This window comes from Angustibacter sp. Root456, assembly GCF_001426435.1.
GTDB lineage: Bacteria > Actinomycetota > Actinomycetes > Actinomycetales > Angustibacteraceae > Angustibacter.
Genome location: NZ_LMER01000016.1, coordinates 62,407 through 87,203, shown reverse-complemented (window position 1 = coordinate 87,203; position 24,797 = coordinate 62,407). Strand labels below are relative to the sequence as shown.

Annotated in this window: 24 protein-coding genes; 7 read left to right on the top strand and 17 right to left on the bottom strand. The window is 71.4% G+C overall.

The genetic code is table 11. The annotated features are described in order from the left end of the window. Positions 1-16: 16 nt before the first annotated feature. The 4 genes from ASD06_RS10315 to prfB all read right to left on the bottom strand — a co-directional run bounded on the left by ASD06_RS10315 (position 17) and on the right by prfB (position 4,368). Positions 17-1,348, bottom strand: coding sequence for a M23 family metallopeptidase (locus ASD06_RS10315; protein ID WP_056676752.1), 1,332 nt, complete (start codon positions 1,346-1,348; stop codon positions 17-19). 118 nt (positions 1,349-1,466) lie between these two features. Further along, positions 1,467-2,375, bottom strand: coding sequence for a permease-like cell division protein FtsX (gene ftsX / locus ASD06_RS10310; protein WP_056676749.1), 909 nt, complete (start codon positions 2,373-2,375; stop codon positions 1,467-1,469). Between the two features lie 43 nt (positions 2,376-2,418). Next, a complete protein-coding gene (ftsE, locus tag ASD06_RS10305; protein ID WP_056676746.1) occupies positions 2,419-3,108 on the bottom strand; it encodes a cell division ATP-binding protein FtsE in 690 nt (229 codons plus the stop codon). 144 nt (positions 3,109-3,252) lie between these two features. Then, entirely contained in the window at positions 3,253-4,368 is a 1,116-nt protein-coding gene (gene prfB, locus ASD06_RS10300) for a peptide chain release factor 2 (RefSeq protein WP_056676744.1), read from the bottom strand. A 235-nt stretch (positions 4,369-4,603) separates the two neighbouring features. Between prfB and ASD06_RS18885 the strand changes: the two genes are divergently transcribed. The 3 genes from ASD06_RS18885 to ASD06_RS10285 all read left to right on the top strand — a co-directional run bounded on the left by ASD06_RS18885 (position 4,604) and on the right by ASD06_RS10285 (position 7,130). Continuing rightward, a complete protein-coding gene (locus tag ASD06_RS18885; RefSeq protein WP_056676742.1) occupies positions 4,604-5,764 on the top strand; it encodes a transporter substrate-binding domain-containing protein in 1,161 nt (386 codons plus the stop codon). A 143-nt stretch (positions 5,765-5,907) separates the two neighbouring features. Further along, complete coding sequence (locus tag ASD06_RS10290; RefSeq protein WP_162248068.1) at positions 5,908-6,678, top strand: NAD(P)-dependent oxidoreductase; 771 nt, start codon at positions 5,908-5,910, stop codon at positions 6,676-6,678. 95 nt (positions 6,679-6,773) lie between these two features. Continuing rightward, the gene (locus ASD06_RS10285) at positions 6,774-7,130 is read left to right on the top strand and encodes a GNAT family N-acetyltransferase (protein WP_255354494.1); all 357 of its coding nucleotides are present in this window, start codon (positions 6,774-6,776) and stop codon (positions 7,128-7,130) included. Here the strand turns inward: ASD06_RS10285 and ASD06_RS10280 are convergent. The 10 genes from ASD06_RS10280 to ASD06_RS10240 all read right to left on the bottom strand — a co-directional run bounded on the left by ASD06_RS10280 (position 7,127) and on the right by ASD06_RS10240 (position 16,421). Beyond that, entirely contained in the window at positions 7,127-8,068 is a 942-nt protein-coding gene (locus ASD06_RS10280) for a RimK family alpha-L-glutamate ligase (protein ID WP_056676733.1), read from the bottom strand. The two genes, ASD06_RS10285 and ASD06_RS10280, sit on opposite strands and share 4 nt — an antisense overlap. 14 nt (positions 8,069-8,082) lie before the next feature. Beyond that, positions 8,083-10,539: a VWA domain-containing protein gene (locus ASD06_RS10275; RefSeq protein ID WP_157371642.1), complete on the bottom strand. Its 2,457-nt coding sequence runs from the start codon at positions 10,537-10,539 to the stop codon at positions 8,083-8,085. Continuing rightward, a complete protein-coding gene (locus ASD06_RS10270; RefSeq protein WP_056676726.1) occupies positions 10,536-11,333 on the bottom strand; it encodes a PASTA domain-containing protein in 798 nt (265 codons plus the stop codon). Before ASD06_RS10270 ends, ASD06_RS10275 begins: the two co-directional genes overlap by 4 nt. Before the next feature lie 444 nt (positions 11,334-11,777). Beyond that, complete coding sequence (locus ASD06_RS10265; protein ID WP_056676724.1) at positions 11,778-12,248, bottom strand: pilus assembly protein TadG-related protein; 471 nt, start codon at positions 12,246-12,248, stop codon at positions 11,778-11,780. Continuing rightward, positions 12,245-12,685, bottom strand: a complete 441-nt coding sequence (locus tag ASD06_RS10260) for a hypothetical protein (RefSeq protein ID WP_056676720.1) — start codon at positions 12,683-12,685, stop codon at positions 12,245-12,247. Before ASD06_RS10260 ends, ASD06_RS10265 begins: the two co-directional genes overlap by 4 nt. Next, on the bottom strand, positions 12,682-13,074 hold the full coding sequence (locus tag ASD06_RS19375) for a TadE family protein (protein ID WP_056676718.1): 393 nt from the start codon (positions 13,072-13,074) through the stop codon (positions 12,682-12,684). Before ASD06_RS19375 ends, ASD06_RS10260 begins: the two co-directional genes overlap by 4 nt. Further along, positions 13,071-13,283, bottom strand: a complete 213-nt coding sequence (locus ASD06_RS19370; RefSeq protein WP_200942077.1) for a hypothetical protein — start codon at positions 13,281-13,283, stop codon at positions 13,071-13,073. Before ASD06_RS19370 ends, ASD06_RS19375 begins: the two co-directional genes overlap by 4 nt. An 87-nt stretch (positions 13,284-13,370) precedes the next feature. Beyond that, positions 13,371-14,315 carry a type II secretion system F family protein gene (locus ASD06_RS10250; protein ID WP_056676716.1) on the bottom strand — a complete coding sequence of 315 codons (945 nt, stop codon included), beginning with the start codon at positions 14,313-14,315 and terminating at the stop codon, positions 13,371-13,373. Continuing rightward, entirely contained in the window at positions 14,312-15,049 is a 738-nt protein-coding gene (locus ASD06_RS10245; RefSeq protein ID WP_235502302.1) for a type II secretion system F family protein, read from the bottom strand. Before ASD06_RS10245 ends, ASD06_RS10250 begins: the two co-directional genes overlap by 4 nt. A 130-nt stretch (positions 15,050-15,179) precedes the next feature. Continuing rightward, on the bottom strand, positions 15,180-16,421 hold the full coding sequence (locus ASD06_RS10240) for a CpaF family protein (RefSeq protein WP_056676713.1): 1,242 nt from the start codon (positions 16,419-16,421) through the stop codon (positions 15,180-15,182). Positions 16,422-16,586: 165 nt separating this feature from the next. Here ASD06_RS10240 and ASD06_RS10235 point away from each other — a divergent pair, with 165 nt between their 5' ends. Then, on the top strand, positions 16,587-20,720 hold the full coding sequence (locus ASD06_RS10235) for an FtsK/SpoIIIE domain-containing protein (protein WP_056676710.1): 4,134 nt from the start codon (positions 16,587-16,589) through the stop codon (positions 20,718-20,720). A 26-nt stretch (positions 20,721-20,746) separates the two neighbouring features. Here ASD06_RS10235 and ASD06_RS10230 read toward each other — a convergent pair whose 3' ends face one another. Continuing rightward, the gene (locus ASD06_RS10230) at positions 20,747-22,081 is read right to left on the bottom strand and encodes an MFS transporter (RefSeq protein ID WP_200942037.1); all 1,335 of its coding nucleotides are present in this window, start codon (positions 22,079-22,081) and stop codon (positions 20,747-20,749) included. A gap of 50 nt (positions 22,082-22,131) precedes the next feature. On the opposite strand from ASD06_RS10230, the gene ASD06_RS10225 reads away from it, so the two are divergent. Genes ASD06_RS10225 through ASD06_RS10215 form a run of 3 tightly spaced genes read left to right on the top strand, consistent with a single transcriptional unit; the run spans position 22,132 to position 23,887 of the window. Next, a complete protein-coding gene (locus ASD06_RS10225; protein WP_056676707.1) occupies positions 22,132-22,647 on the top strand; it encodes a GNAT family N-acetyltransferase in 516 nt (171 codons plus the stop codon). A gap of 47 nt (positions 22,648-22,694) precedes the next feature. Next, positions 22,695-23,138, top strand: a complete 444-nt coding sequence (locus ASD06_RS10220; RefSeq protein ID WP_235502301.1) for an ATP-binding protein — start codon at positions 22,695-22,697, stop codon at positions 23,136-23,138. Further along, a complete protein-coding gene (locus tag ASD06_RS10215) occupies positions 23,129-23,887 on the top strand; it encodes a SigB/SigF/SigG family RNA polymerase sigma factor (RefSeq protein WP_056676704.1) in 759 nt (252 codons plus the stop codon). The genes ASD06_RS10220 and ASD06_RS10215 overlap by 10 nt, the downstream gene beginning before the upstream one ends. 74 nt (positions 23,888-23,961) lie before the next feature. Here ASD06_RS10215 and ASD06_RS10210 read toward each other — a convergent pair whose 3' ends face one another. Next, a complete protein-coding gene (locus tag ASD06_RS10210) occupies positions 23,962-24,447 on the bottom strand; it encodes a hypothetical protein (protein WP_157371641.1) in 486 nt (161 codons plus the stop codon). 87 nt (positions 24,448-24,534) lie between these two features. After that, positions 24,535-24,744 carry a hypothetical protein gene (locus tag ASD06_RS18880; RefSeq protein WP_157371640.1) on the bottom strand — a complete coding sequence of 70 codons (210 nt, stop codon included), beginning with the start codon at positions 24,742-24,744 and terminating at the stop codon, positions 24,535-24,537. Positions 24,745-24,797: the final 53 nt, after the last annotated feature.

Genomic DNA, 24,797 nt, shown 5'->3' with positions numbered 1-24,797 from the left:
CGAGTGATCCGCCTCGTCACGGGTTGAGCCAGCGCCGCGGGTTGACCGGCGTGCCGTTCTCGTACGTCTCGAAGTGCAGGTGGCACCCGGTGGAACTGCCGGTGGTGCCCGAGTAGCCGATGAGCTCGCCGCGGCTCACCGAACCGCCCGACACCACGATGCGGGACAGGTGGTTGTAGGTGGTGGCCAGGCTGACGCCGCGCTCGATGCCGTGGCCGACGACGATGCGGTTGCCGTACCCGCCGCCCCAGCCGGCGCTGATGACCCGGCCTGAGGCCGCCGCGTGCACCGGGGTGCCGCAGGCGACCGCGAAGTCCATGCCGGCGTGCAGGCGCCAGTAGTGCAGGATCGGGTGGAACCGCATGCCGAACTCCGACGACACCCAGGCGCCGTTGACCGGACGCGAGAGGAACGAGCCCGAACTGCTGCTGCTGCTCGACCCGGACGACGGCGGCGAGCTGGTGCTGCGGTGCTGGCGCGAGGCGCGGGCGCGGGCGGCGGCACGGGCCGCAGCCCGTGCGGCAGCGAGCTTCTCGGCCCGGGCGATGGCGGCCAGCTGGGCCTGCAGCTTGCGCTGCTCGGCCTGCAGCGCGTCGAGACGCTGCTTCTCCGCGGCCTTGCGGGCCGAGATGGTGCGCACCTCGGCTGCCTGCTGACGGATCAGGCTCTCGACGCGCGCCTTCGCGGCCGCGGCGGCCTGCTCCAGCTGCTGCGCCTTGACGACGTTGGCGGCCGCCTGCGCCTTGAGCAGCGCGATCTGCTGGCGGACGGCGGTGAGCCGGGCCTGCTTGGCGGCCGTCTGGGCGCGGTCGACCTGCAGCTGCGCCAGCGCCTGACCCTGCAGCTGCATGGCGGTGTCGACGAACGCCACGCGCTGGGCGAAGTCGTCGGCGCTCTGCGCCTGCAGGGCCACCGACAGCTCTCCCACCCCGCCGGTCTGGTAGGCCTGGCGGGCGATCGTGCCGAGGGTCGCCGTGGTGTCGCGCGTGGAGGCCGCAGTGGCCGCGAGGTCGTCGGTGGCCTTGCCCTCCTGGGCCTGGGCCACCTTGAGCTGTTGGGCGAGCTGCCGGTCGCGCTCGCGGGCGGCGTCCAGGCGGTGCTGCGCGGTGGCGAGCTCGGCCTGGGCGCCGGGCAGCTTGGCCTGCACTCCCCGCAGGCGCAGGTACGCCGACGACAGCTCCGCCGAGGTGTCCTCGAGGTCGGACTCCAGCCGGGTGATCGAGGAGTCGACCTGCTTCTTGCGGTGCTTGGGGTCGGTGCCGGCCTGCGCCGCCGGTGAGAGGAGCGAGCTCGTCAGCACGACAGCGAGCGAGGCCACGGCGACGCGGGCGATGCGGGGGAAGCGCATGCAGCTCCTCGGTTCCGTACCCGTACGCGCACGCAGGGTGACAACTCAGACGTCACATTGGTATCACAGGTCCCACGTGACATCGGGGAGGCGAACGCCCGGCTTGAGCCTTTTCCGGCTACACCCGCAGGTAGCGGCGCATGGTGAAGAACGACGCCAGGACGGCGATCACCAGGCCGACGCCGCCCACCAGCGGCGTGATCGTGGCGACGTCCGCGCCCGTGACGAACGGGATGAACTGCAGCTTCTGGGCCAACCAGCCCTGCACCGCGAAGTGCACGAACGAGTACAGGATGCCGACCGCCAGGCCGGCTCCCAGCACCGTCGCCAGCACGGCCTCGAGCAGGAACGGAAGCTGGATCAGCAGGTTCGACGCCCCGACCAGGCGCATGATGCCGATCTCGCGCCGTCGGTTGAACGCCGACAGGCGCACCGTCGTCGCCACCAGCAGCACCGCCGACAAGGTCATCGCGATCGCGAAGCCCCACGCGGCGAGCGACATCCGGTTGAGCGCGGTGAAGAGCGTGCCGAGCAGCTTGCGCTGGTCGATCACCTTCTCGACGCCGGGCGCGCCCTCGAAGGCACTGGCTACGACGTCGTACTTCTTGGGGTTCGTCAGCTTGACGCGGTAGCTCTCCTGCATCTGGTCGGGCTTGACGCTGTCGCGGATCGCGGAGTCCTTGAACTGCTCCACGAAGTGGTCGTAGGCCTCCTGCTTGGACTCGAAGTACACCGTCTTCACCAGCGGCTTGAGCGACTCCAGCTGCTGGGAGATGGCGTCCTTCTGCGCCTGGGTGACCTCACCGGCGGCGCACGAAGGCTCGGCCGAACGTGCCGGGCACAGCGCGATCCAGACCTCGACCTTGCCGTACCAGAAGTCCTTCATCGCCCCGACCTGCATGCTCGACAGCAGCCCGAAACCGAAGAACACCAACGAGACCATCGTGACCAGCACCACCGACACCGTCATCGACAGGTTGCGGCGCAGGCCGATGGCCATCTCGCTCAGGACGAACTGCAGGCGCATGACTTCCTTCTGGTTTGGACCTTCTCGTCAGGGTGCGGGCCGGTTAGCGCTGGGACCCGTAGACGCCGCGCGCCTGGTCGCGCACCAGGCGGCCGTCCTCGAGCTCGACGACGCGCTTGCGCATCTGGTCGACGATCTCGTCGTCGTGCGTCGCCATGACGATCGTGGTGCCGGTGCGGTTGATCCGGTCGAGCAGGCGCATGATGCCGATGCTCGTGGTGGGGTCGAGGTTGCCCGTCGGCTCGTCGGCGAGCAGGATCGACGGCCGGTTGACGAAGGCACGCGCGATCGCGACGCGCTGCTGCTCACCACCGGAGAGCTCGTGCGGCAGGCGGTTCTCCTTGCCGTCGAGGCCCACGAGCTCGAGGGTCTCGGGCACCACCTGGGCGATCACGTGCCGCGGCTTGCCGATCACCTGCAGCGCGAAGGCGACGTTCTGGAACACCGTCTTGGCGGGCAGCAGGCGGAAGTCCTGGAACACCGCGCCGATCTGGCGGCGCAGCTGCGGCACCTTCCAGTTCGACAGCGTCGCGAGGTCGCGGCCGGCCACCTGCACCGTGCCGGTGGTCGCCTTCTCCTCCTTGAGCACCAGGCGCAGCATCGTGGACTTGCCCGAGCCGGAGGCGCCGACGATGAAGACGAACTCGCCGCGCTCCACCTCGACGCTCACCTTGTCGAGCGCCGGGCGCTGACCGGAGGCGTAGGTCTTCGTCACGTTGTCGAGCCGGATCACCGGCTCACTGTACGTCGCAGACCTGGGTACGGCGGGTAACCACGCCGACGCCTCCGCCGCCCAACCCGCTTTCCGCCACCCAAGCCGGTTTGCGCCGCCCCGCCGCGGCCTGAGCGGCGCAGGCGCGGACGACGGGTGGTCGGCTCAGGCGTCGTCGCGCTCGGCCGTGCGCTTCCAGCGGATGCCGGCCTCGAGGAAGCCGTCGATGTCGCCGTCGAACACCGCGGAGGTGTTGCCGACCTCGTAGTCGGTGCGCAGGTCCTTGACCATCTGGTACGGGTGGAGCACGTACGAGCGCATCTGGTTGCCCCAGCTCGACCCGCCGTCGCCCTTGAGCGCGTCCATGGCGGCGCGCTCCTCGGCCTTGCGCACCTGCAGCAGCCGCGACTGCAGCACCTTGAGGGCGGCGGCGCGGTTCTGGATCTGCGACTTCTCGTTCTGCATCGAGACGACGATGCCGGTGGGGATGTGCGTCATCCGCACGGCGGAGTCGGTGGTGTTGACGGACTGCCCACCGGGGCCGGACGAGCGAAACACGTCGACCTTGATCTCCGACTCGGGGATGTCGATGTGGTCGGTGGACTCGGTGACGGGCAGCACCTCGACGCCGGCGAAGCTGGTCTGGCGCCGGCCCTGGTTGTCGAACGGGCTGATCCGCACCAGGCGGTGGGTGCCCTGCTCGACCTGCAGCGTGCCGTAGGCGTAGGGCACGTGGACGGCGAAGGTGGCCGACTTCAGGCCGGCTTCCTCCGCGTAGGAGGTGTCCATGACCTCTGTGGGGTAGCCGTGGCGCTCGGCCCAGCGCAGGTACATGCGCATGAGCATCTCGGCGAAGTCGGCGGCGTCGACCCCGCCCGCCTCGGCGCGGATCGTCACGAGGGCCTCGCGCTGGTCGAGCTCACCGTTGAGCAGCGTGCGCACCTCGAGCTCGCCCACGGTCTTCTTCAGCGCCTCCAGCTCGGCCTCGGCCTCGGCGAGGGTGGCGGCGTCGTCCTCCTCCTGGGCCATCTGCACGAGCACCTCGAGGTCATCGACGCGCTGGGCGACGGACTCGACGCGCTCGAGCTCGGCGTTCAGGTGGCTGAGCCGGCTGGTGACCTTCTGCGCGGCCTCGGGGTCGTCCCACAGGTCGGGCGCGGCGGACTGCTGCTCGAGGTCCTTGATGTCGGCGCGCAGGCGGTCGACGTCCGTCACCTGCTGGATCGACCCGATGGTCGTGTGCAGGTCCTTGAGCTCAGCGGGGAAGTCGGTGGCAGCCACGAGACCTCAGGTTACGGCAGTCCGGGGGCCGGAGGCTCCGCGCCGTCGCGGTGGCCCGCCGGTGACACCGCCGTTCCACGACGCGACGACGACAGTAGTGATCGCGAGCCACGCCCGAAGACCACCCGGCCCGTTCCTGCTGCCCGATCTAGGCGAACGGCGCCCACACTCGCGAACGCGTCACATCACCGCAGACCGCGCGGCTAGAATTTCTGCGAATAGGGGGCCATCAACGATGCAGCGCGCTTTCCTCTGCCACAGCTCGGTCGACGCTGCGCTCGCGCAACAGATCGTCAACGAGCTCGAAGCCGCCGGCTTTCCCTGCTGGGTCGCCCCACGCGACGTGGTGTCCGGCATCAACTACCCCCGCCAGCTCGTTCACGCCATCCAAGAGTGCTCCGACTTCGTCGTCCTGGTGACGCCTGCCTCGGCGCAGTCAGACCACGTCCTGCGCGAACTGGAGCAGGCGGCGCGGCACCGCAAGTCCGTCCTGCCCATCGTCGTCGACGGCGCGACCTCCGAAGACCTCGACTACTACCTGGGCGCCCTCCACCGCATCATGGGGAGCGAGCAGTCGATCGTCGCCGACGTCGTGCGGCACTTCCGGCAGGCAGGCGACGAAGCACCGGTACCCGTACCCGCCGCGCCGCCGGAGAGCCAGACAGCCGCCGCGAGCAGCGACACCCTCAAGGTGGGCGTCATCCCGTGGCCGCCGTTCTCCTGCCACGGCGTCGACGGTAAGCCCTCCAGCGGCCTCTTCGTCGAGCTTCTCGACCAGTTCGCAGTCGAGACCGGGATCGCTGTGCGCTATACCGATGTCACCAACGACGCAGCTGCTCAGGGCCTGCGGTCAGGGGAGCTGGACGCGGTCGCCTGCCTGTACCGCACGCCTCGACGAGAACACGAGTTCGACTTCGCCGCCTGCCTCTTCGCGTCGACGATCGGTGCGATCGTCAGAGCAGACGACACCCGCATCAAATCTCACGGCGACCTGATGAGGTCGGACGTGCGGATCGCTGTGTGCCGGGGCGAGATCGGCGCCGAGCTGGCCGTCGACGTGTTCGGCGCCGCCCGAGGGTCCGCGCGCCTCGTCGAGCTCGACACCACCGACGTGGGCAACGTCGGCCGGATGGTGCAGGCCGGCGTCGCCGACGCCGCGATCACCGACAACATCACCTGTCGGATCGTCGCGCAGTCCATCGGACCGTCAGTTCGGCACGAGTTCAGCACCTTCCCGCTCTACGTCGGGCACATCGGCCTGCTGATGATGAAGGGCCGAGAGACGTTGCGGGACCACTTGACCGAGCGCCTGCAGGCCCTACGATCCGGAACCACGCTCGAAGAGGCGCAGCGGCAGCTCGAACAGGACTACGCAGGCATGCTGCAGGTGCTATGACGCCTCGCCGATTGCTGCTCTCGGGCCGACTGGGGCAGCCTGTGGCCGTCGCTCTGGCGGACCTTCTCCCTCAGGTCTCGGTCCGGGTCCGCGAACACCCTGACTCCGATGACGTCGGGTGGGCGCAGGCCTACACCGGGTTCATGTGGCCGCAGGTACCCGGTCCGGTCGCGTTCGAATGGGTACATGCCATGGGCGCGGGCGTCGACGACTTCGTCGATCACTCCAGCCAGATCGGGCTGCTCACCCGCACCATCGGAGGGATGCCCGAGAGGATGGGCACGTTCGTCCTCGCTCTGCTTCTCGACCACGCGCACCATCTCACCGCCTACGCCGAAGCCCAGCGACGACGGCAGTGGCGTCCTCTGGGGCCGGCCCCGCTGCCGAGCCGTGCGGTGGTGCTCGGGACCGGCCAGATTGCGTCCGGCATCGCCAGAGCCCTTGGCCTACACGGAGTTCACGTGACCGGAGTGAACCGGTCGGGAAGACTCGCAAGCGACTTCGACACCGTCTACCCGTGGCGCGACATCGACGCGGCCCTCGACGGGTGTCAGGTCCTGATATCGGCCTTGCCCGCCTCGCCGGCGACCAAGGGCATCATCAGCGACACCGTGCTCGGATCGCTTCGCGAAACCCAGTTCATCAACGTTGGCCGGGGAAGCACCGTGGACCTCAGCGCCCTGCAGTCGGCGCTGACCCGAGGCTCGGTCGTCCAGGCCGACCTGGACGTGTTCGAGGTCGAACCACTGGAGGCAGCATCCTGGCTGTGGGCGCACCCCCAGGTGCGCATCACGCCACACGTGGGCGCCCTGAGCACTGTGGACGACGTCGTCGAAGCCATCGCCACGACGTTCGCGGAGCTGGCGCGCGGCGTCCGCCCACCACTGCACGTCGACCTGGAAGGAGAGGGTTAGTGCCACACGCAGCACGTCCACGCCGGACGGAACCCGTTGCCGCCGACGCGATCACGACGATCACGACGATCACGGTGGAACACCTCGACGACGTGATGGACCTTTTCGCCCAAGCGTGGTGGACCCGCGAACGACCTCGTGCCCGAGTCGCCGCCATGTTGGACTCCTCGCCCGCCAACGCAGGCCTGCTCGTCGAGGGAGAGCTCGTTGCCTTCGCCCGCGCCATCTCCGACTTCGAGTTCAAGGCCGTCATCGTCGACGTGATCGTCGACGCGTCCTTGCGCCGTGCGGGCCTCGGCCGACGCGTCGTCTCCACTCTCCTCAACCACCCCGCCCTCGGGCGGGTGGACGACTTCGAGCTCTACTGCGACCCGGAGCTGGTGGGGTACTACGCGCAGCTCGGCTTTGCACAGCCAGCGGGCACGCAGTTCATGCGCCTCAGCCGCACCTAGCCCAGATACCTCTGGAGGGCGGCCGCGAACCGCGGCGCGGCCCGAGGATCGAGACCGGTGAAGTAGCTGGGCTCGAAGAGCTCTGCCTCGAGGATGCACGGGCGACCGTCCTGACCGCGCGCGACATCGATCCGCGCGTAGAGCGGCGTCGCGTGCCGGGGCGCTACCCCCAGGCCGGTCGCTACATCCGCGATCAACCGCAGACAATGCGCACCCAGCTCGATCTCATCAGCGTCCGGCTCGTCACGATCGACGATCTCGGTGTACTGGCCACCGAGATATCCGCCCCCGCGGGCCAGGATGGGCGCCTTACGCCCGCAATGGGAGAACTCACCTCCGAAGAACACGAGCCCCCGCTCTCCCTCCCGCTCGACCGCATCGAGCGCGGGCATCAGCATGGGCGTCTTCCCCAGCTCCAGGATGCGAGCTACCAGCTGGAGCGCGGCGAGGTCACTCGCCTCGAACAGACCGGTGTGACGTGACCCCGCCGAGACCGTCGGCTTGACCACGACCCGGGCACGACCGAGGTCGCCGAGTGCCTCCTTCGCCCTGTCGAGGGAGTCGACCGTAACGAACGGCGTCGCGTTGACACCACCCGCAAGGAGTGCGCGCAGGTACCGCTTGTCGTAGTTCCAGCGGACGATGGCCGGAGGGTTGAGGACGACGGCCTGGTCCTCCACGTGGTCGAGCCAGCGTGCGAACTCCTCGGATCGCATGGAGTAGTCCCAGGGAGACTTGAGAACCAGGGCGCGGACGTTGCCCCAGTCCACCCGCGCCGTCCAGGGCACCACGATCGTCCGTAGCCCAGCGGCCTCCAGCGCACCCACGACCTCGGTGATCTCGTGGTCGGGATGGACTCCTTGCGAGTCCGGCGAGGCAACGATCAGCCCGACGTCCGCCCCGCTGTCCCATCCGGCCGGCGAGCCCGCACTGCTCATGTCACCTCCCGAGTTCACGGCTGACGGCTCGGCTGAGCTCTCGGCGAGTCTTCCGCAGTGGACCGACCCCCGCGCGAGCCCCGCCGCCAGAGGGCGGTGCACACGACAGCCACGACGAGGAGCAGACACGTTCCGACGAGCGCCAGCTGCACCCACGCCGGCGCACGGGCGAGCACCGACACAGCGACACGATCCTGTCGGAACGTCCCATCGGCGCCCTTGCCGGATGCCACGATCTCGTGCCTGCCCAGCTCGAGCCTCGGAGGTAGGTGGAGCGTGCCGCGAATGTCTCCGTCCTCGTCAGCGATGAGCGTTCCGAGGACGGCAGGCGTGGAGTGGATCGAGACGATGACGGGCCCACCCGGCTCGTAGCCGGTGCCCTGGATGATGACTGGTCCGCCGTCGAGGAGCGAGCCGTCGACCGTGTGTTGTGCGGAGACGTCGACCGACGGGGTGCCGAACGGGAGGAGAGACCAGGGCGTGTCCGTCACCTTCGTGGCGGTGGGGCCGTGGGAGCTGGTGTCGGGCGGGACGGGGGTCACGACGGCTGACCAACCCACGATCGCGCCGGTCTCGGCCGCGTAGCCGGAGATGTTGGGGTGGACGGACTCGGGCCTGGCATCGATCGGCGGCCACTTGGCCGCGGGGATCGGGAGGACGTCGTTCACGTAGGCGTTGCGGCCATCGCAGAGGGTGTGGTTCGGAAGCATCGCGTCCGCGGTCTCTTGCACGAAGTACACCTCGTACCCAGCACTCCGGGCGTCTGCGACTGCAGCTCGCAGCGCCGCGTTGAGGTGCGCGACCAGGTTGTTGGCCACCCGCACTTCGCCGGCACCGATCGTGTGCTTGACTCCCGCGATCCGCCCACACGCACCGAACTTCGTCGCATGAGTCACCTGCGGGTACGCCAGGACGACGACCGGCGCGTAGGCCCCGTTCCGCTGCTTGCGTCGCCGTTCGATGTTGATGGTCTTCCACACATCCTCGTAGACCGGCCCGAGCCAGGTGCGAAGGGAGTCAGCGGAGTCGTTCCAGGACTCGATCTGCGCCGCGTCCGCGTCGCAGCTGTTCACCACGCACTCCCTGACGATGTCCGCGAAGCCGATGTCGTTTCCCCCAAGCGTCATCACCACCGCTCCGGGGGCGCGATCGAGGTCGTCGAGCTGGGTGAGCTGTGGCGGGGTGGATCGCCCGTCCTCGTAGTACAAGTCCCAGCTGACCGCACCCGAGCAGGCCAGGTTCACGACGTCTCCTGGGTCGAGCTCGGCGATGAGATACGACTTGTTGCTTCGGTGGCATGCGGCCGAGACGCCGCGCGGTGCGGCGACGTAGTCGAAGGTCCCCTCCCCGGCCGAGTACGAGTCCCCGAGGATCACGATGGGGTGCCCAGCGTCGAGAGGTCTGCGAAAGACGTCGCCGAGGTCGTCCTTCATCGTGACCTGACCGCTGTCGGCGCCACGGCGACCGACCACTCCGTTGGCGGACACCTCGTCGGCGTTCCTGGCCCAGGCGCGCAGGGCGAACTTGGTCGTTGTCGCGTCGTTCTGGCCGATGGCTGCGCCGGGCGAGCGGACAGGCGAACCCACGCTCCATGTTCGGACGACCGACGTTCCGGGCAGGAGGTTGCCGATCCGCAGCAGCGTGTTCCCGATGGCCGGGGCGTTGCGGTCGAGCGTCAGGAGAAGCTGGACGTCGTTCGCCGTCACCGCGGAGTCGTTGGAGACCGTGACCGTGAGCCGACCGAGTGCGAGGTCGAGCTGACCGGCTTGGCCCGCAGCTTGAATCCGCAGCCGTGCGCGGGTGAGGCGCTTGAGGGTCTGGTTCAGCTCCTTGCTGTTGTCGACGTCGACGTAGGTGCCCCCGGTGGCCGACGCCACGCAGTTGAGCTCGCTGCGTCCCTGCGCGGACACCCGGAACCCGACGGTGTGGATCGTGACGTCGAAGCCCTTGGTGACGAGGTCCTTCGCCACCGTGCAGGGACTGTCGCCGCAGTTGCTCTCTCCGTCGGAGATCAGCACCAGCGTCGCCTTGCTGGTGCCTTGCGACGTCAGGGCGTCGGCTGCGCTCTGCAGGGCTGGACCGGTCGGGGTGCCACCGTCGGCGGTCAGGGCGTCGGCCCGGGCGATCGTCCCGGCCAGGTCGCGGATGGTTCCCGGCGTGATGGCGAAGGAGCCCGACCCGCAGTCGTCGGCTCCCCCGGGATACGTCCACAACCCAAAGGGCTGCGACGACGGGAGGCCTCGGATCACCTCGTCGACGGCCTTCTTCGCACCTGTCAGCTTGATGAGTCCCGTGCCGTCGTCATCATTCATCGAGCCCGACAGGTCGAGGACGACCACGACGGGCGGCACCACGTCTGAGGCCGTCGTCGCAGTGGGTGTCGCGCTCGCCGTCTGGTGGCCCGCCGCGGCCCCTCCTGCGACGGCGAGCGCAGCCAGAGCAGCGGCGGCCAGGATCCCCCTGACCCTCACTGAAGCTTCGCCAGCCGCGCGATGCCCTGGTCGGACCCGTAGACCACGGCGTCGCCGAACTCCACGGTGACGTCCTCGGCGGAGGCCGGGCCGACGCGGATCGTGAGCTGGATCGCACCGGTGCAACGCACGTCGATCTTCGTCGATGCGCCGAATGCTGCTGTCCCCTTGGCGACGACCTTGCCGTCGACGATGACCGCGTAGGGCGCGGACGCACCCGGCGCTTCGTCGTCCGCGATGCCGACCGTCGCGACCAAGCGATCAACCGTCTTCGACAGCACCCACGTGGTGCTGGCGGCAGCAGTCGTGTCGGTCGAGCACCCCAACGCCGTGGCGTAGTCGTGGCCGTTGACCGCCACGTTCTGCGCGGAGTCGCATCCCCCGGCGACGGTGTTGACCTGCGACAGGGGAAGGGTCGACCCGCTCGTCGCGACCGTGATCGACGCCGTCGGACCCAGGCGCTTCCCGATCGCCGGCGTCGTCGACAGGACGCGGCCGGCGGTGACGTCCTTCGAGTAGGCGTAGGCGACGCTCACGCCGACGCCGAATCCCGAGAGGGTCTCGACGGCCTCGTCCTGGCTCTTGCCGGCCAGGTCGGGCATCGTGACCGGCACGGCGATTCCGAGATCGACCTTCGAGACATCGTCTTCACCGAAGGCTGGAGTCTGCTCGACCACGACACCGGGGGTGGCGGCTGATGGCGCGTCGTGGGTGGAGATCGCGTTCACCGGGATCGCCGCGTCGACGAGGACCTGCTGAGCGACTGCCGCCCGAAGGCCCCGAACGTCGGGCATCTGAGCGGGCGAGACGTCCTGCGAAGGAGGTGGTGACTTGGGGTCGGGCGCGTCGTGGTGCGAGGCAACGAGCGTTCGATTCGCCAGCCACCAGCCAGCCGCGCCAGACCCGAGCACCATGGCGCCAGCCATCGAAAGCGCTGCCACGACGAGCCAACGACGACCATGCGGGCGCGGCGTAGGTGTCGGGTGGTCAGCGCGCGCCGGGGTCTCGACCGCAGCGTTCTCCTCCGGCATCCGCTTCCTCTGCTCTCGTGTCGATCTCATGGCCGCCGTGACCTCGCCCGCCCTCGAGCGCAACGACGCGCAGTCCGCGCCGGCCAAGGTGCCGAGATCGACTGAGCTCCTTGCCCCGGAGGATCGTGCCACGCGAGAAGCACGGCTGACCGTGATTTCAGCGGACATCTCGAGGGCCGTCTTACACGAGGGGCGGCGTCATCACCTTCACCGACGCAACGGGGACCGCGCCGTCGCGGTGGCCGTCACCGTGACGCCTGTGTTCCACGACGCGACGACGAAGGCGGCGACCGGGAGTCGCGCCCGACCGGCCAGCGCCACGGTGGCGCTCTGACCGTCCGCCGAGCCGGTGCCGGGCAGCACGCGCACGGCCTCGAGGCGGGACGTCGGCTCGTAGGTGGCGAGGTAGCGCCCGACCTGGCGGCGCACCGAGTCGTCGGTGACCGGCACGGCGGGCGACCTGCGCGCCCCGTCGATGCCGTCTCGGTACGCGGTGTCGGCGAGCGCGTCGGCGGCGTCGAGAGCAGCGGCCTCGGCGACGTCGGTGAGCTGGGTGCGCGCCAGGTGCACGGCTGCGACGTCCGCCACCACCGCGACCAGGACGAAGGCGATGAGCGCGAACCCGAGCGCGAGGATGGTGATCTGCCCGTCGTCGTCGGGGCGAGTGGGTGACCTCATCGAGCGACGAACCGGTCGACGGTGACCACGTGGTGCGCGCTGAGCTGTAGATGCAGCGGGATCGCCCGGTCGAGCCCCCGGGGCACGGCCGGAAGCCGGACGTCGAGCACGGCGAGCACCTCGACGCGAGACTCGGGGAGGTGGCAGTCTGCCTGGCGGCATCCCAGCTCGACCGCGTGCTCTGCCGAGCCGAAGCCCAGATCGGTGAAGGCCAGCTCGGCGGCCGCTCGTCCACGCGAGCGCCCGTCGCGGTCGTCGACCCCGGTGACGAACGCGCGTCCGGCCTCTCGCGCCGCCCGGTGCACCGCGAAGGCACCGGCCTCCAACCGACCCAGCGCCACCACCAGGTACACGACGGGCACGAGCAGCAGCACGACCAGCAGGCAGAACTCCACGAGGGCGCTGCCCGCGTCGGCGCCCCAGCGGGGCGTCGTCACCGCGGCTCTGCGACGGCGTGTGCGGTCACGACCAGGCCATGCGTCGGCCCGGCCAGCCCGACGACCGGTGCCGGCGCCGAGACGGTCAGGGTCACGACCTCGACGTCTCCGACCGTCGTCCGCTCCGCGCCGGTCACCCGAACCCGCGAGGCGTAGCCCGCCCCGAGCTCGGCAGCCAGCAGCTGGCGCAGGCGCATCGGGCTGTCGGACGCCGAGTGCCCGGCCAGCGCGCCGGCCCGGGCGGCCTCCGCGGTGCAGTCGATGAGCGTCGACCGCACGTGCAGCAGCAGCCCGAGCTGCACGACGCTCATGAACACCAGCGTGAGCAGCCCACCCACCAGGGCGAAGTCGACCGCCGCGGAGCCGTCGTCCCCCGCCCTGCGCTTCACGGACCACTGACACCGTTCACCGCGTTGCGGAACAGGTCGTTGAGCGCGTCCCCGGCCACGGCCCAGAGCCCGGCCACCAGCCCTGCGGTCATCATCGTGACGAGCACCCAGCCAGGGACGTCGCCTCGGTCGGCCGCGCCGCCCGCGAGCACCCGCTGCAGCAGGGTCATCCAGGCGCGCCGGAGTCGGTGCGTCAGCTGCCTTGTCATCCTCTGTGCGTCTCCTCGTGTCGTGTTGTGCCGTGCCGTGTTGTGTCGTGTCGAGTCGTGTCGTCATGTCGTCGGGTGTCCTCACGGTCACCAGCCCATGCGCAGGAACGCGAAACCGGGATAGACGGCGAACAGCACGGTCACGGGTAACACCCCGAAGACCACCGGAACCATCATCGCGATCTCCTTGCGGCCGGCGGCTTCCGTCAGCTCGCGGTGTCCGGCCTCGCGGACGTCCTGGGCCTGCCCTCGCAGCACCTCCGCCAGCGGCGTGCCGCGCTCGACCGCTACGACGACGCCGTCCACGAACCGCACCAGCGGTGCGAGGTCAGTGCGGGTGCTCAGTCCCTGCAGGGCCTGCACGAACGACGCCCCTGCGCGGGCATCGGCGAGGGTGCGACGCAGCTCCGCCGCCAGCTCGCCGTGCGACAGGTGGGCCACGCGCTCCAAGGCCGCGACCGGTCCCTCCCCGGCACCGACGGCGAGAGCGAGCATCTCGGCGACGGTGGGGAACTCCGCCATCATCAGTCGTTCGCGTCGACGTGCCTGTTGCGTGAGGGCCCAGTCGCGAGCCGCGAACCCACCGCCTACAGCCGCGAGCACGAGCACTGACAACGCGACCGGGGCTGCCTGGCGTCCCCACCACAGCGCGCCAGCGACGACGCCACCCGCGAGCCCACCGAGCGCGCCCCAGACGACCTGCTCGGCGCGAAAGGACTCGACGTCCACCCCTCGGCCCGCCCGGTCGAGGCGGCGCTGCACCGACGACGCACCGCCGAGCAGCAGCTGCAGGCGCGCGGCGACACGTCTCGCGCCTCGCGCGACAAGGCGCTGCAGCACCGGAACAGCGCTCCCGACGCCGTGCGGGACCAGCAAGCGACTCTCTGGGAGCACGTCGGCCACGTACGGCGCGAGCCGGGCCTCGAGCGACGGCCGGCGCAGGAGGGGCAGGTAGCGGACGACCACGGCCAGGCCCAGCCCGAGCAGACCACCCACGAGGGAACCCGTGATCAGCAAGCCCGTCGGCGTCACCGCAGGACCCTCCGCTCAGCGGGCAAGCGCGCGATGCGCCGCATCAGGGCGTAGCTGGTGGCGCTCACCGCGGCCCCGACGCCCAGTACGACCACGCCGGCCGGGCGTGAGTACGCCGCCAACGACTCGGGCCTCGTGGCGAGCACCAACAGGACGACCCACGGCGCCGTGACGGCCAGGCGGGCCGCGTTGACGGTCCAGCTCTGTCTCGCTTCGAGCTCGCCACGCAGCCGGGCGTCAGAGCGCAAGAAGTCCGCCAGCGTGCGCAGCAGGCGCCCCAGGTCGGTGCCACCGACCTGTCGGGCGAGGCGCAGTGACTCGACCACGCGGTCGGCGACCGGGTCCGCGAGCCGGACCTTCAGCTCGTCGAGCGCGAGATCGAAGCGCCCCGTCGCGCGGTAGTCCACCTCGAAGGCCGCGAAGCCGGCGCGCAGGTCGGCGGGACCGCGCACGGCCAGCGCTGCGAGCGCCTCCGGCAGCGACAGCCCGGCGCGCACCGCCGAGGCCAGGTGGTCGACGGCGTCCGGCCAGGCGTGTCGGAGGTCGGTCTGGCGCCGCTGCGCTCGCGCGCGCAGGGCCATCAGCGGTGAGCCACCGGCGAGCAGGGCGAGGCAGGCCGCCACGGGCAGCGTGCGAGTGATGGCTGCAGCCAGAACGAGCACCAGGCCGGCGCACAGGACGCATGCCGCCAGGACGGCCCGCGGCGCGAGCTCTGGCAGCCCGGCCTGGTGCACGAGCTCACGCAACCGTGAAGGTCGTCGCCTCGATGAGCGCGCGGGGACTGACCAGCACGACCACCACAGGCAGAACAGACCGCAGCCCAGCACGAGCCCGAGTCCGAGTGCCGTCACCACCCACCGCCGCTCACGAGGCCACCAGCTCGCCGTCGGCAGCGAGCAGGGCCGCCACGTCGATGCCCGCTCGCTCGAACCGCTCGACGTGCGGTGGGAACCCGTTGGCGCGCTCCAGCCGTCCGCCCCGGGTGCTGAACAGGTCGGTGGTCTCGATGACGTCCCCCTCGACCCGTCCCGGTACGGCGACGACCTCGCGTACCCGACGCCGACCGGACGGCTCCAAGGCCACGTGCACGACGAGGTCGATGCTGGCGGCCACCGTGGGCACGACGAAGCGGGCGCTGACGTTCTCACCGGCCAGCAGAGGCAAGGTGCACATCTTCGTCAGCGCCTCCCGCGCGCTGTTCGCGTGGACCGTTCCCATGCCGGGCAGCCCGCTGTTGAGCGCCAGCAGCAGATCGAGGCTCTCGCCTTGTCGCACCTCACCCACGACCAGCCGCGAGGGGCGCATGCGCAACGCCTCCTTGACCAAGCGCCGCAAGGGGATCTCGCCTGTGCCTTCGAGACTGGGCTGACGGCACTGCATGGCCACGACGTCACGGGCGTCGATCTGCAGCTCGAACACCTCCTCACAGGTCACGATGCGCTCGCGTGGACCCGCGGCCGCTGCGAGGCAGTTCAGGAGGGTGGTCTTTCCTGCCTGGGTGCCGCCGGAGACCAGGACGTTCAGACCGGCGGCGACGCTGGCGGTCAGGAACCGGGCGGCCTGCGGAGTCAGCGTGCCGAGCCCGACGAGGTCGTCCAGGTGCTTGGCGCGCACGACGAACTTGCGGATGTTGACCGCCCAGTGCTCTCGCGTGACGTCAGGGATCACGACGTGAAGCCGCGATCCGTCGGGGAGCATCGCGTCCACGAACGGCGACGACAGGTCAATGCGTCGGCCCGACCACTTGAGCATGCGCTCGATCAGGTCGCAGACCTCAGCAGCGCCGAGGATCGTCGTCGTCAGCTCCGCGACCCCGGCCCGGGCCACGAACACCTTCCCCGGCTCGTTGATCCAGATCTCCTCGACCGCTGGGTCGTCCAGGAACGGTTGCAGGGCACCGAAGCCGGCGACCGCGTCGATGACCCGACGGCGGGCGGACGTGACGTCACCGAGGGGTGGCAGCTGACTGCGAAGCGACCGCTCCTCGTAGTCCGCCAGCGCCTCGTCGACCATCCGGGTCACCGCTGCACGGTCGGTGTCCGGGTCGACGTTCGACCGGCGGATCAGCTCGCGCACGTCCGCCTCGACCCGGCGCAGCGCCTCCATGATGTGCCCCCGTCCTGGCCGCCCCCGAGGCAGCCGGGGCCACTGTAGAAGATCCGGACATATCACCGAAAGCGCCCGGGCCTCGTGCTGTGGAAAACTGCACTGTCACAGCCCACCTGTGGATGACGGCAGACCACACCGCGCCGCGATGGCCAGACTCGGGGTGTGATCTCCTTGCGCTGCACCGTGGTCCGCGCGGACCGCCCGTGCGATCCCTGCGACGTCGAGGTCGAGGCACCGGATGGCTCGACGGCGGCCGACCTGGTCCGCGCCCTGGTCGGCGCCGGCATCACGGACGCGCCCACGTCGCTGTCAACGGGGGGCGCGGCCATCGCTGCGACCACCCCCCTCGGCCGCCGGCCGCTCGTCCACGGCGCACTCCTCGTGGCCGCCCGAACGTGGCCCACCGACCTGCACACGCCACGCAGCACGCTCGCCCTGCACGTGGTGTCCGGGCCGGACGCCGGCACCGTCCTGCCGCTGTCAGCCGGCTCGACGACGGTGGGTCGCGGCGCCTCGGCCAGCCTCGACGTCGCCGACCCGCTGCTGTCGCGCCGCCACTACGAGCTGCGTCTCGGCAGCGGCGGCCTCACCCTCCACGACCTCGGCTCGAGCAACGGCACGCTGGTCGAGGGTTCACCGCTGCCGGCCGGCGGTGTCGAATGCCCACCGGGCACGCGCATCCTCGCCGGAGGCACGACGTTCGCCGTCCGCACTCCGTCGAGCCGTCCGGCCGCTCAGCGCGACACCGGCGACGGCTTCGTCGCCGTCACCCGAGGTCCACGCACCGCCGCTGCACCGGTGGGCGTCCGGTTCCGTCGCCGTCCACCACCCCAGCCGGCAGAGCACGCCCCCTGGCCGTGGATCGCCATGCTGGCACCCCTGCTGCTCTGCGCCCCGCTCGCGTGGTTCACGCGCCAACCGACCTACCTGGCTCTGGGGCTGATGAGCCCGCTCACGATGGGCGTGAGCCAGCTCGTCGAACGGCGGGGTCGTCGCCGTCGCGACCACGAGCAGCACGCCGCGTGGCAGGCCGGTGACCGCCGCACCTGTGCGCTGGTCGACCAGGCGGTCGCAGCCGACCTGGCGCTTCGGCGGGCTGCGTTCCCCGACCCGGCGTTGCTGCTCGAGACCGCCCGACTACCCGGGCACCGGCTCTGGGAGCGCGGACCCGACGACTCCGACCTGCTCCAGGTCGCTCTGGGGTGCGGCGACGTGCCCTCCGAGGTCGAGGTGCAGACCGAGGACGGCGCGACGCGTCCGGTGCTCGCCAACGCGCCCGTGGTGCTCGACCTGGCGGAGGCCGGGCACCTGGGTGTCAGCGGTTCTCCCGATGCGGTCGGCGGGGTTCTGCGCCTGCTCGTGGCTCAGCTCGCCGTGCAGTGCTCACCGCGGGCCGTGCGCGTCGTGGCCTTGGACGACGACGGCCGCTGGACGCGATGGCTCCCGCACCACCGTCACGACACGCCTGCCGGGCTGGCCCACGAGGTGCGTCGTCGCCTGGAGCTGGTGAGCGGGCCCGCAGGGCCGCCACTGTCACCGCGCCTGGTGGTCGTCGCTCACGACGTGGCGGCGTGGGCGAGCGACCCGTCGTTCGCCGTCCTGCTCGACGACGGCCCGCGAGCCGGCGTCCACGTCGTCGCCGGCGCTGCTCTCGCGGAGCAGCTGCCGAGCCGGTGCGACGCGGTGCTCACGATTGCCGACCGCCAGCCGTCGACGCTGACCCGCCGCGACGGACGGAGCGCCGAGCTGGTGGTCGACGCCGTCGCCGAGGTCTGGGCGCTGGAGGTGGCGCGAGCCCTCGCGCCGTTGAGGGACGCCACGCCAGAGCCGGGGCGCCTGCCCGACCGTGTGCTGCTCGCAGACGTCTGCGGCTTCGACCCGTCGTCCGCTGACGACGTGGCATCCGCGTGGCGGCGCTCGCCTCGCACCACGAGGGCAGTGATCGGCGCCGGAGAGGACGGCCCCGTGCACGTGGACCTGCTGCGCGACGGCCCGCACGCTCTGGTCGCCGGGACGACCGGCGCGGGCAAGTCAGAGCTGCTGCAGACCCTCGTGTGCTCGTTGGCGCTGGGTAACCGCCCGGACGAGCTGGCCTTCGTCCTCGTCGACTACAAGGGTGGAGCGGCGTTCCGTGAGCTGTCGGACCTCCCCCACGTGGCCGGCCTGGTCACGGACCTCGACGCGCACCTGGCGGACCGCGCTCTGGCGTCGTTGCAGGCCGAGCTCACCCGCCGCGAGCGGCTGTTCGCGAGCGTGGGAGCGAGCGACTTCACCGGGTACCTCGCACTGCGCGACACCGGGCGCGCTCCTGAACCGCTCGCGCGGTTGGTTCTCGTGGTCGACGAGTTCCGCCTGCTCGCCGACGAGCTGCCGGGGTTCCTCGACGGGCTCGTGCGGCTGGCCAGCATCGGGCGGTCGCTCGGCGTGCACCTGGTGCTGGCCACGCAGCGACCGGCCGGTGTCGTCACGGCCGACATCAAGGCCAACGTCAACCTGCGAATCTGCCTGCGCGTGCGCGACCGGGCCGAGTCCGACGACGTCGTCGACGTCCCGGACGCCGCGTTGCTTCCGGTCGACGTGCCCGGCCGAGCCGTGCTCCGCACGGGATCCGACGCACTCGTGCCCGTCCAGGTCGCCCTGGTCGCCGAACCCACCGACGGGGCCTCGCCGCAGACCGTGTCGGTGCGGCCGCTGGCACTCGGCACGCCGAGCAGGACGGGCCCGACCACGACCGGTGCCGGACGCGGCCGGGTGAGCAACTCAGGCGCCGGACCATGGCCGCTGGTGCGTGCTCTGCAGCAGGCTGCGGCCGCGTGCCGCGCCGTGCCCCCACCCAGCCCGTGGCTCCCCCCGCTGCCCGACCTCGTGCTGCCGGCCGACCTGGTCGCTGGCACGCCAGCGGCCACCTCGGTGCCGTACGCGATCGCCGACCGACCCGATCTCGGCGAGCGTCATCAGCTGGTCTGGGACGCCACCACCTCGTCCCACCTGGCGGTGTGCGGCATGGCCCGCACCGGCAAGTCGACCGCCTGCATCGCCCTGGCCCTCGCAGCCTGCGAGCAACTCAGCGCCGATGACCTGCACGTGCACGTCATCGAAGGGTCGCCGCGGGTCGGCCCCGCGCTCGCCGACCTGCCGCACCTGGGCACGACGACGGTGAGCAGCCAGCCGGCGGCCGTCGCACGACTGGTGCAGCGACTGCTGCGCGAGCCCCCACGCAGCCCGCACACCCTGCTCCTCGTCGACGGCTGGGAAGCCGTGGCCGAGTCCCTCGACGCTCGCGATCACGGCCGCACGACTGACGAGCTGCTCGGGTTGCTGCGCGACGGCGAGCGGTGGGGTCTTCGCGCCGTCGTCACCGGGGGACGCGCCGTCCTGTCCGCGCGGGTGTCCGCTCTGCTGCCGGAGCGGCTGATGCTGCGCACCGCCGACCCCACCGACCTGCTCCTGGCCGGCGCCGCCTCGCCCTCTCCTCTCACCCACCAGCCACCGGGACGAGCCGTGCACCTTCCGGCCGGCCACGAGGTGCAGGTCGTGTGGTCCGGTGATGACGCCGAGGTTCGCCGTCGGGTCCAGGCGGTTCGTGAGCAGCACGCCGGCCGGACGTCCGCCACCCAGCCGTTGCGGTTACGGGCGTTGCCTCACCACGCTGAGCTCACGGCCGACGGCGAAGGCCACCCGACCGGCCTGGGAGTGCGCGTGGGGGTCGGAGGCGACGAGGTCGAGGCGATGCAGCTGGACGTATCGTGCGCACCCGTCGTCACCGTGGCCGGCCCGGCAGGCAGCGGGCGGTCGTCGACGCTCGCGTCCTGGGCAGCGCAGCTGCACGAACGGGCAGTCGGCGTGCTGGCCGTGGCCGACTCCACCTCACCGCTCGCCCATGGCCCCTGGCCGGTGCGTGACCCGCTGAGGTTGGCCGACTCCGAGCCGGCACCCGGCGTCGCGTGCCTGCTCGTCGACGACGTCGACCGGCTGCCCGATGCCGTCGTTGGTCGGCTGCTTGCGTGGACGTCGTGGGCGTCACCGGGCCGGGCGCTCGTCGTCGCCTCGACCACCGACGCCCTGACGAGCTCGTTCACCGGCCTGGCGGCCGCGGTCCGACGGCACCGCACGGGCGTCCTGCTGCAGCCGGAGCGGCCGCTCGACGGGGACGTCTTCGGCGTCGCAGCCGAGCGTCCCGACGTCCGGACGCCGGGCCGCGGGCTGCTCGTCGTCCGCGGCCGGGCGACGCCGGTGCAGGTCGCCCTGCCGCAGGCCGCTGCGCCCAGAACAGAGAAGTGGGGCACCGCGAGCTGACGCGGTGCCCCACTTCTCTGCTGTCGTCACGTGGTGCGGTGCGCCGCCCGCGCAGCCTGAGCCGCGGCGACCACACCGAACGCCAGCACCGCCGCGAACGCGTTGAGCCAGCCGAAGCCCAGCCACCCGACGATGAGCCCGGCCACCGCTCCCCCGGCCGCCGCGGTGAAACCCACGATCATGTCGGTGGTGCCCTGCACCTGCGGGCGGTACTCGGCCGGCGTCGCAGCGGTCAGCAGCGTGGACGCCGACACCGCGCCGAGCGACCAGCCGACCCCGAGCAAGAACAGCCCCACGCCCAGCGTCCACGACGCCCCAGGATGCGACGAGCCCGCGAGCGCCAGCGACGCCAGCAACGTGACGCCACCTGCGGCGAGCACCGGGATGCTGCCGACCCGGTCGACCAGCCAGCCCACGAGCGGGGAGAACGCGTACATGCCGAGGATGTGCACGCTGATGACCAGGCCGATGATCTCGAGCGAGGCGTGGCCGTGGTCCATGTGGATGGGCGTCATCACCATCACCGACACCATCGTGGCCTGCGAGAGCGCCATGCCCGCCGTCGCGGCGAGGATGCGCGGGCTCGACCGGATCACCGGCCACGCGCGCACCGCCGCCGCCTCGGCCGCCGGGGCGAGCCCCGTGACGTCAGGGACGTCGTCCACCGCAGGGTGCAGCTCGGCCGCCTCCGCCTCGCGGTGCGAGCGCGCGAGCAGCAGCGGGTCGGGCCGCAGTCGCAGCGTCATGACGCCGGCCGCGAGCAGCATGCCGACCGCGGAGAAGATGAACGGCCCGGTCATCGCGGGCACGCCCACCCAGCGCGCCACCGCGCCTCCGGGCCCGGCCAGGTTGGGCCCGAACACCGAGCCGATCGTCGTCGCCCACACCACGAGGCTGAGGTGCCGCCCGCGGTGGTCTGGGTGCGAGAGATCCGTTGCGGCGTAACGGGACTGGTTGTTCGCCGCCGTCGCCGAGCCGAGCAGCGCCGAGCCCACGAGCAGCAGCGGGAAGAACCGGATCGTGCCCGCGATGATGGCGATCACCGCGCCCGCCGTGCCGAGCAGGTACCCGAGCGTGAGGCCCGGACGCCGCCCGTGCCGACTCATCACCCGCGCGAGGAGCGCGGCCACCACCGCCGCGCCCACCACCGCCGACGTCTGCGCCAGGCCCGCGAGCTTCTCCGACCCCGACACGTCCTTGGCCAGCAGCGCGTTCACCGACACCGCGGCGCTCACACCGACCCCACCGAGCGCCTGGGTCGACACCAGCGTGCCGAGGGTGCGGTGCTGAGCCCGCCGGGCGACGTCCTCGAAGGACGCCGTCGCCGCGGGATCGCCGGTCAGCCGGGCTTCGTCGGGCACGCGTGTCATCTCGGCGTGAAGGCTACCGCCGCAGCGCTAGCCTCCGAGGCATGCCAGACACCGCCCAGCGGCTGCGCGACGCCACCCCCGACGACGTCCCGGCGATCCTGCGCCTGATCCAGGAGCTCGCCGACTACGAGCGCGCACCCGACGCCGTCGAGGCCACCGAAGCCCACCTGCACACCGCGCTCTTCCCGCCCGACCCGGCGACCGCCCGCAGCCACGCGATCGTCGCCGAGGTGACCGACTCCGGCGGCAACACCCAGATCGTGGGCATGGCCGTCTGGTACGTCACCTTCTCGACCTGGCTCGGCCGCCACGGCGTCTGGCTCGAGGACCTGTTCGTCCAGCCCGCGCACCGCGGCAGCGGCCTCGGCACCGCCCTGCTCGCCCGGCTCGCGCAGATCTGCGTCGAGCGCGACTACGGGCGCTTGGAGTGGTGGGTGCTCAACTGGAACGAGCCGTCGATCGGCTTCTACCGCTCGCTCGGTGCCGCGCCCCAGGACGAGTGGACCGTGTTCCGACTGGATGGTGACGCCCTCACCGCGCTCGCGGCGCGATCGTGAAGGAGCAGCGCGTGGACGTACCCGCGCAGAGGCGCGAGGATGGAGCGGTGCCACCAGCCATCACGACGCCCGCCGACGAGGTGACGCCCCCGCGCACCGACGTCGTCGAGCTCTCGGTGCCTGCGCTCGCGCAGTACGTCGCGGTGGTGCGGGCGGCCACCGCCGGGCTGGCGGCCCGGCTCGACCTCACCCTCGACCGGATCGAGGACCTGCGGATCGCCGTCGACGAAGCCTGCACCTTGCTCGTCCACGCCCCCGGCTCGGTGCAGGCCACCGAGCAGATCAGCTGCGTGTTCCGCCTCGACGACACCGCGCTCACCGTCGACGTCACCGGCCCGCGCGCCGACCTGCCGGAGCGCACCGGCTACGCGTGGGCGGTGCTGTCAGCTCTCGTCGACTCGCTGGAGTCGGGCTACGAGGACGACGCCGCGGGTCGCCCTCGCACCTGGCTGCGCCTCGTGGTGCGGGCCGGTGCAGGGCAGTGGGCGTAAGCGAGGCGCTGCCTGACCTCGCCGCCGCGGCCGACGCCCTGGAGGAGCTGCACCGCCTGCCCGCCGACGACCCGCGGCGGGGGCCGCTGCGCGACAGGATCGTCGAGGCCCACCTGCCGCTCGTGCACTACCTCGCCGGCCGCTACCGCCACCTCGGCGAGCCGCTCGACGACCTCGTCCAGGTCGGCACCATCGGTCTGATCAACGCCGTCGACCGCTTCGACCCCTCGCGTGGCGCGACGCTCGCGACGTACGCGACGCCGACCATCGTCGGCGAGATCAAGCGCTACTTCCGCGACCGGGTGTGGTCGGTGCGGGTGCCGCGCCGGCTGCAGGTGCTGCACGCCAAGCTCGGCGGTGCCCGCGCGACCCTGGCGCAGGAGCTGGGCCGCCAGCCGACTGTGCGCGAGATCGCCGAGCGGCTCGGCGTCGACGAGGAGGACGCGCTCGAGGCGCTCGAGGCCCTGCACACGAGCTCGACGGTGCCGCTCACCGACGAGCCCGGTGACCAGGCAGTCGTCGCCGAGCTCGACCAGGCGCTCGAGGACGTGGTCGAGCGCGAGTCGCTGCGGCCGCTGCTGCACCGCCTGCCCGAGCGCGAGAAGCGCATCCTCGCGCTGCGGTTCTTCCGCGGGCTCAGCCAGCGCGAGATCGCCGACGAGCTCGGCATCTCGCAGATGCACGTGTCGCGGCTGCTCGCTCGCACGGTCGACGACCTGCGCCGCGGCGTCGACGACGCCCAGCCCTGACCGGCCCGACCCAGGCCTGCGCTCTGGATCCGCAGTGCACGAGCTGCACGCCGGGGGGTTGGGGAGCGCGGGGGTCAGAGGTCGGACGTCGCCCGCACCGTCGCGTAGCCGGTGACCACGGCGAGGATCAGGACGCCGAGACCGAGCGCCTGCTGACCCGCACCCCACATCGCCGGCACGAGCGCGAGCACGAGCAGCGCCTGCCACAGCAGGGTCGCGGTGCGCACGGCCTTGCGCCCGTGCCCGACGGCGTAGGCGACGTACAGCAACGCCAGCCCGACGACGGCCAGCAGCACGACCAGCATGGTCTCGTTGCGCTGCACGACCGAGCCGCCGGTGAGCAGCTGCACCAAGCCGAAGAGCGCGAAGGCGAGCGGCGCGATCGCCTCGAGCCCCACCAGCACCCGGGCGAGCAGCCGCCACGGCGCGCGCGGGTCCGGCCCGCCCGCGCCACCGGCTGAAACGATCCGGGAGCCGTCGCCACCGTCGTCCGCACGGCCGTTCGGGTGGTCGGGCGCTGCGGACGGCGGGTCGAGGGGGTCGTCGGCAGCCATGGGCACCACGACACGCTAGCGTGTCCAATCGCACCGTGCGTGACCGGATGAGCCCTGATCACCTACGCTGTGTGATGCATGCCTCGGTGTCCATCACAGAACGATCACGGATACCCCTTGTGCGGCGAGCACGCGAGGTGTGAGGCTGGAACACCGGCGATCTTCTGCGCGTTGCTCTGGTATCTCGCTCGTGAAGCCCTTCACAAGCATCCGACGTGCGGAGTCGCCGTCCGGCGCGCACCATCGTCGGGAGAGCACGACGAGCATGAGCACGACCAGCACGAGCACGACCAGCAAGAGCACGAACCCCGCACCGCACGAAACAGCACCACCTGCTCGCCACCGGAGTCGAGCAC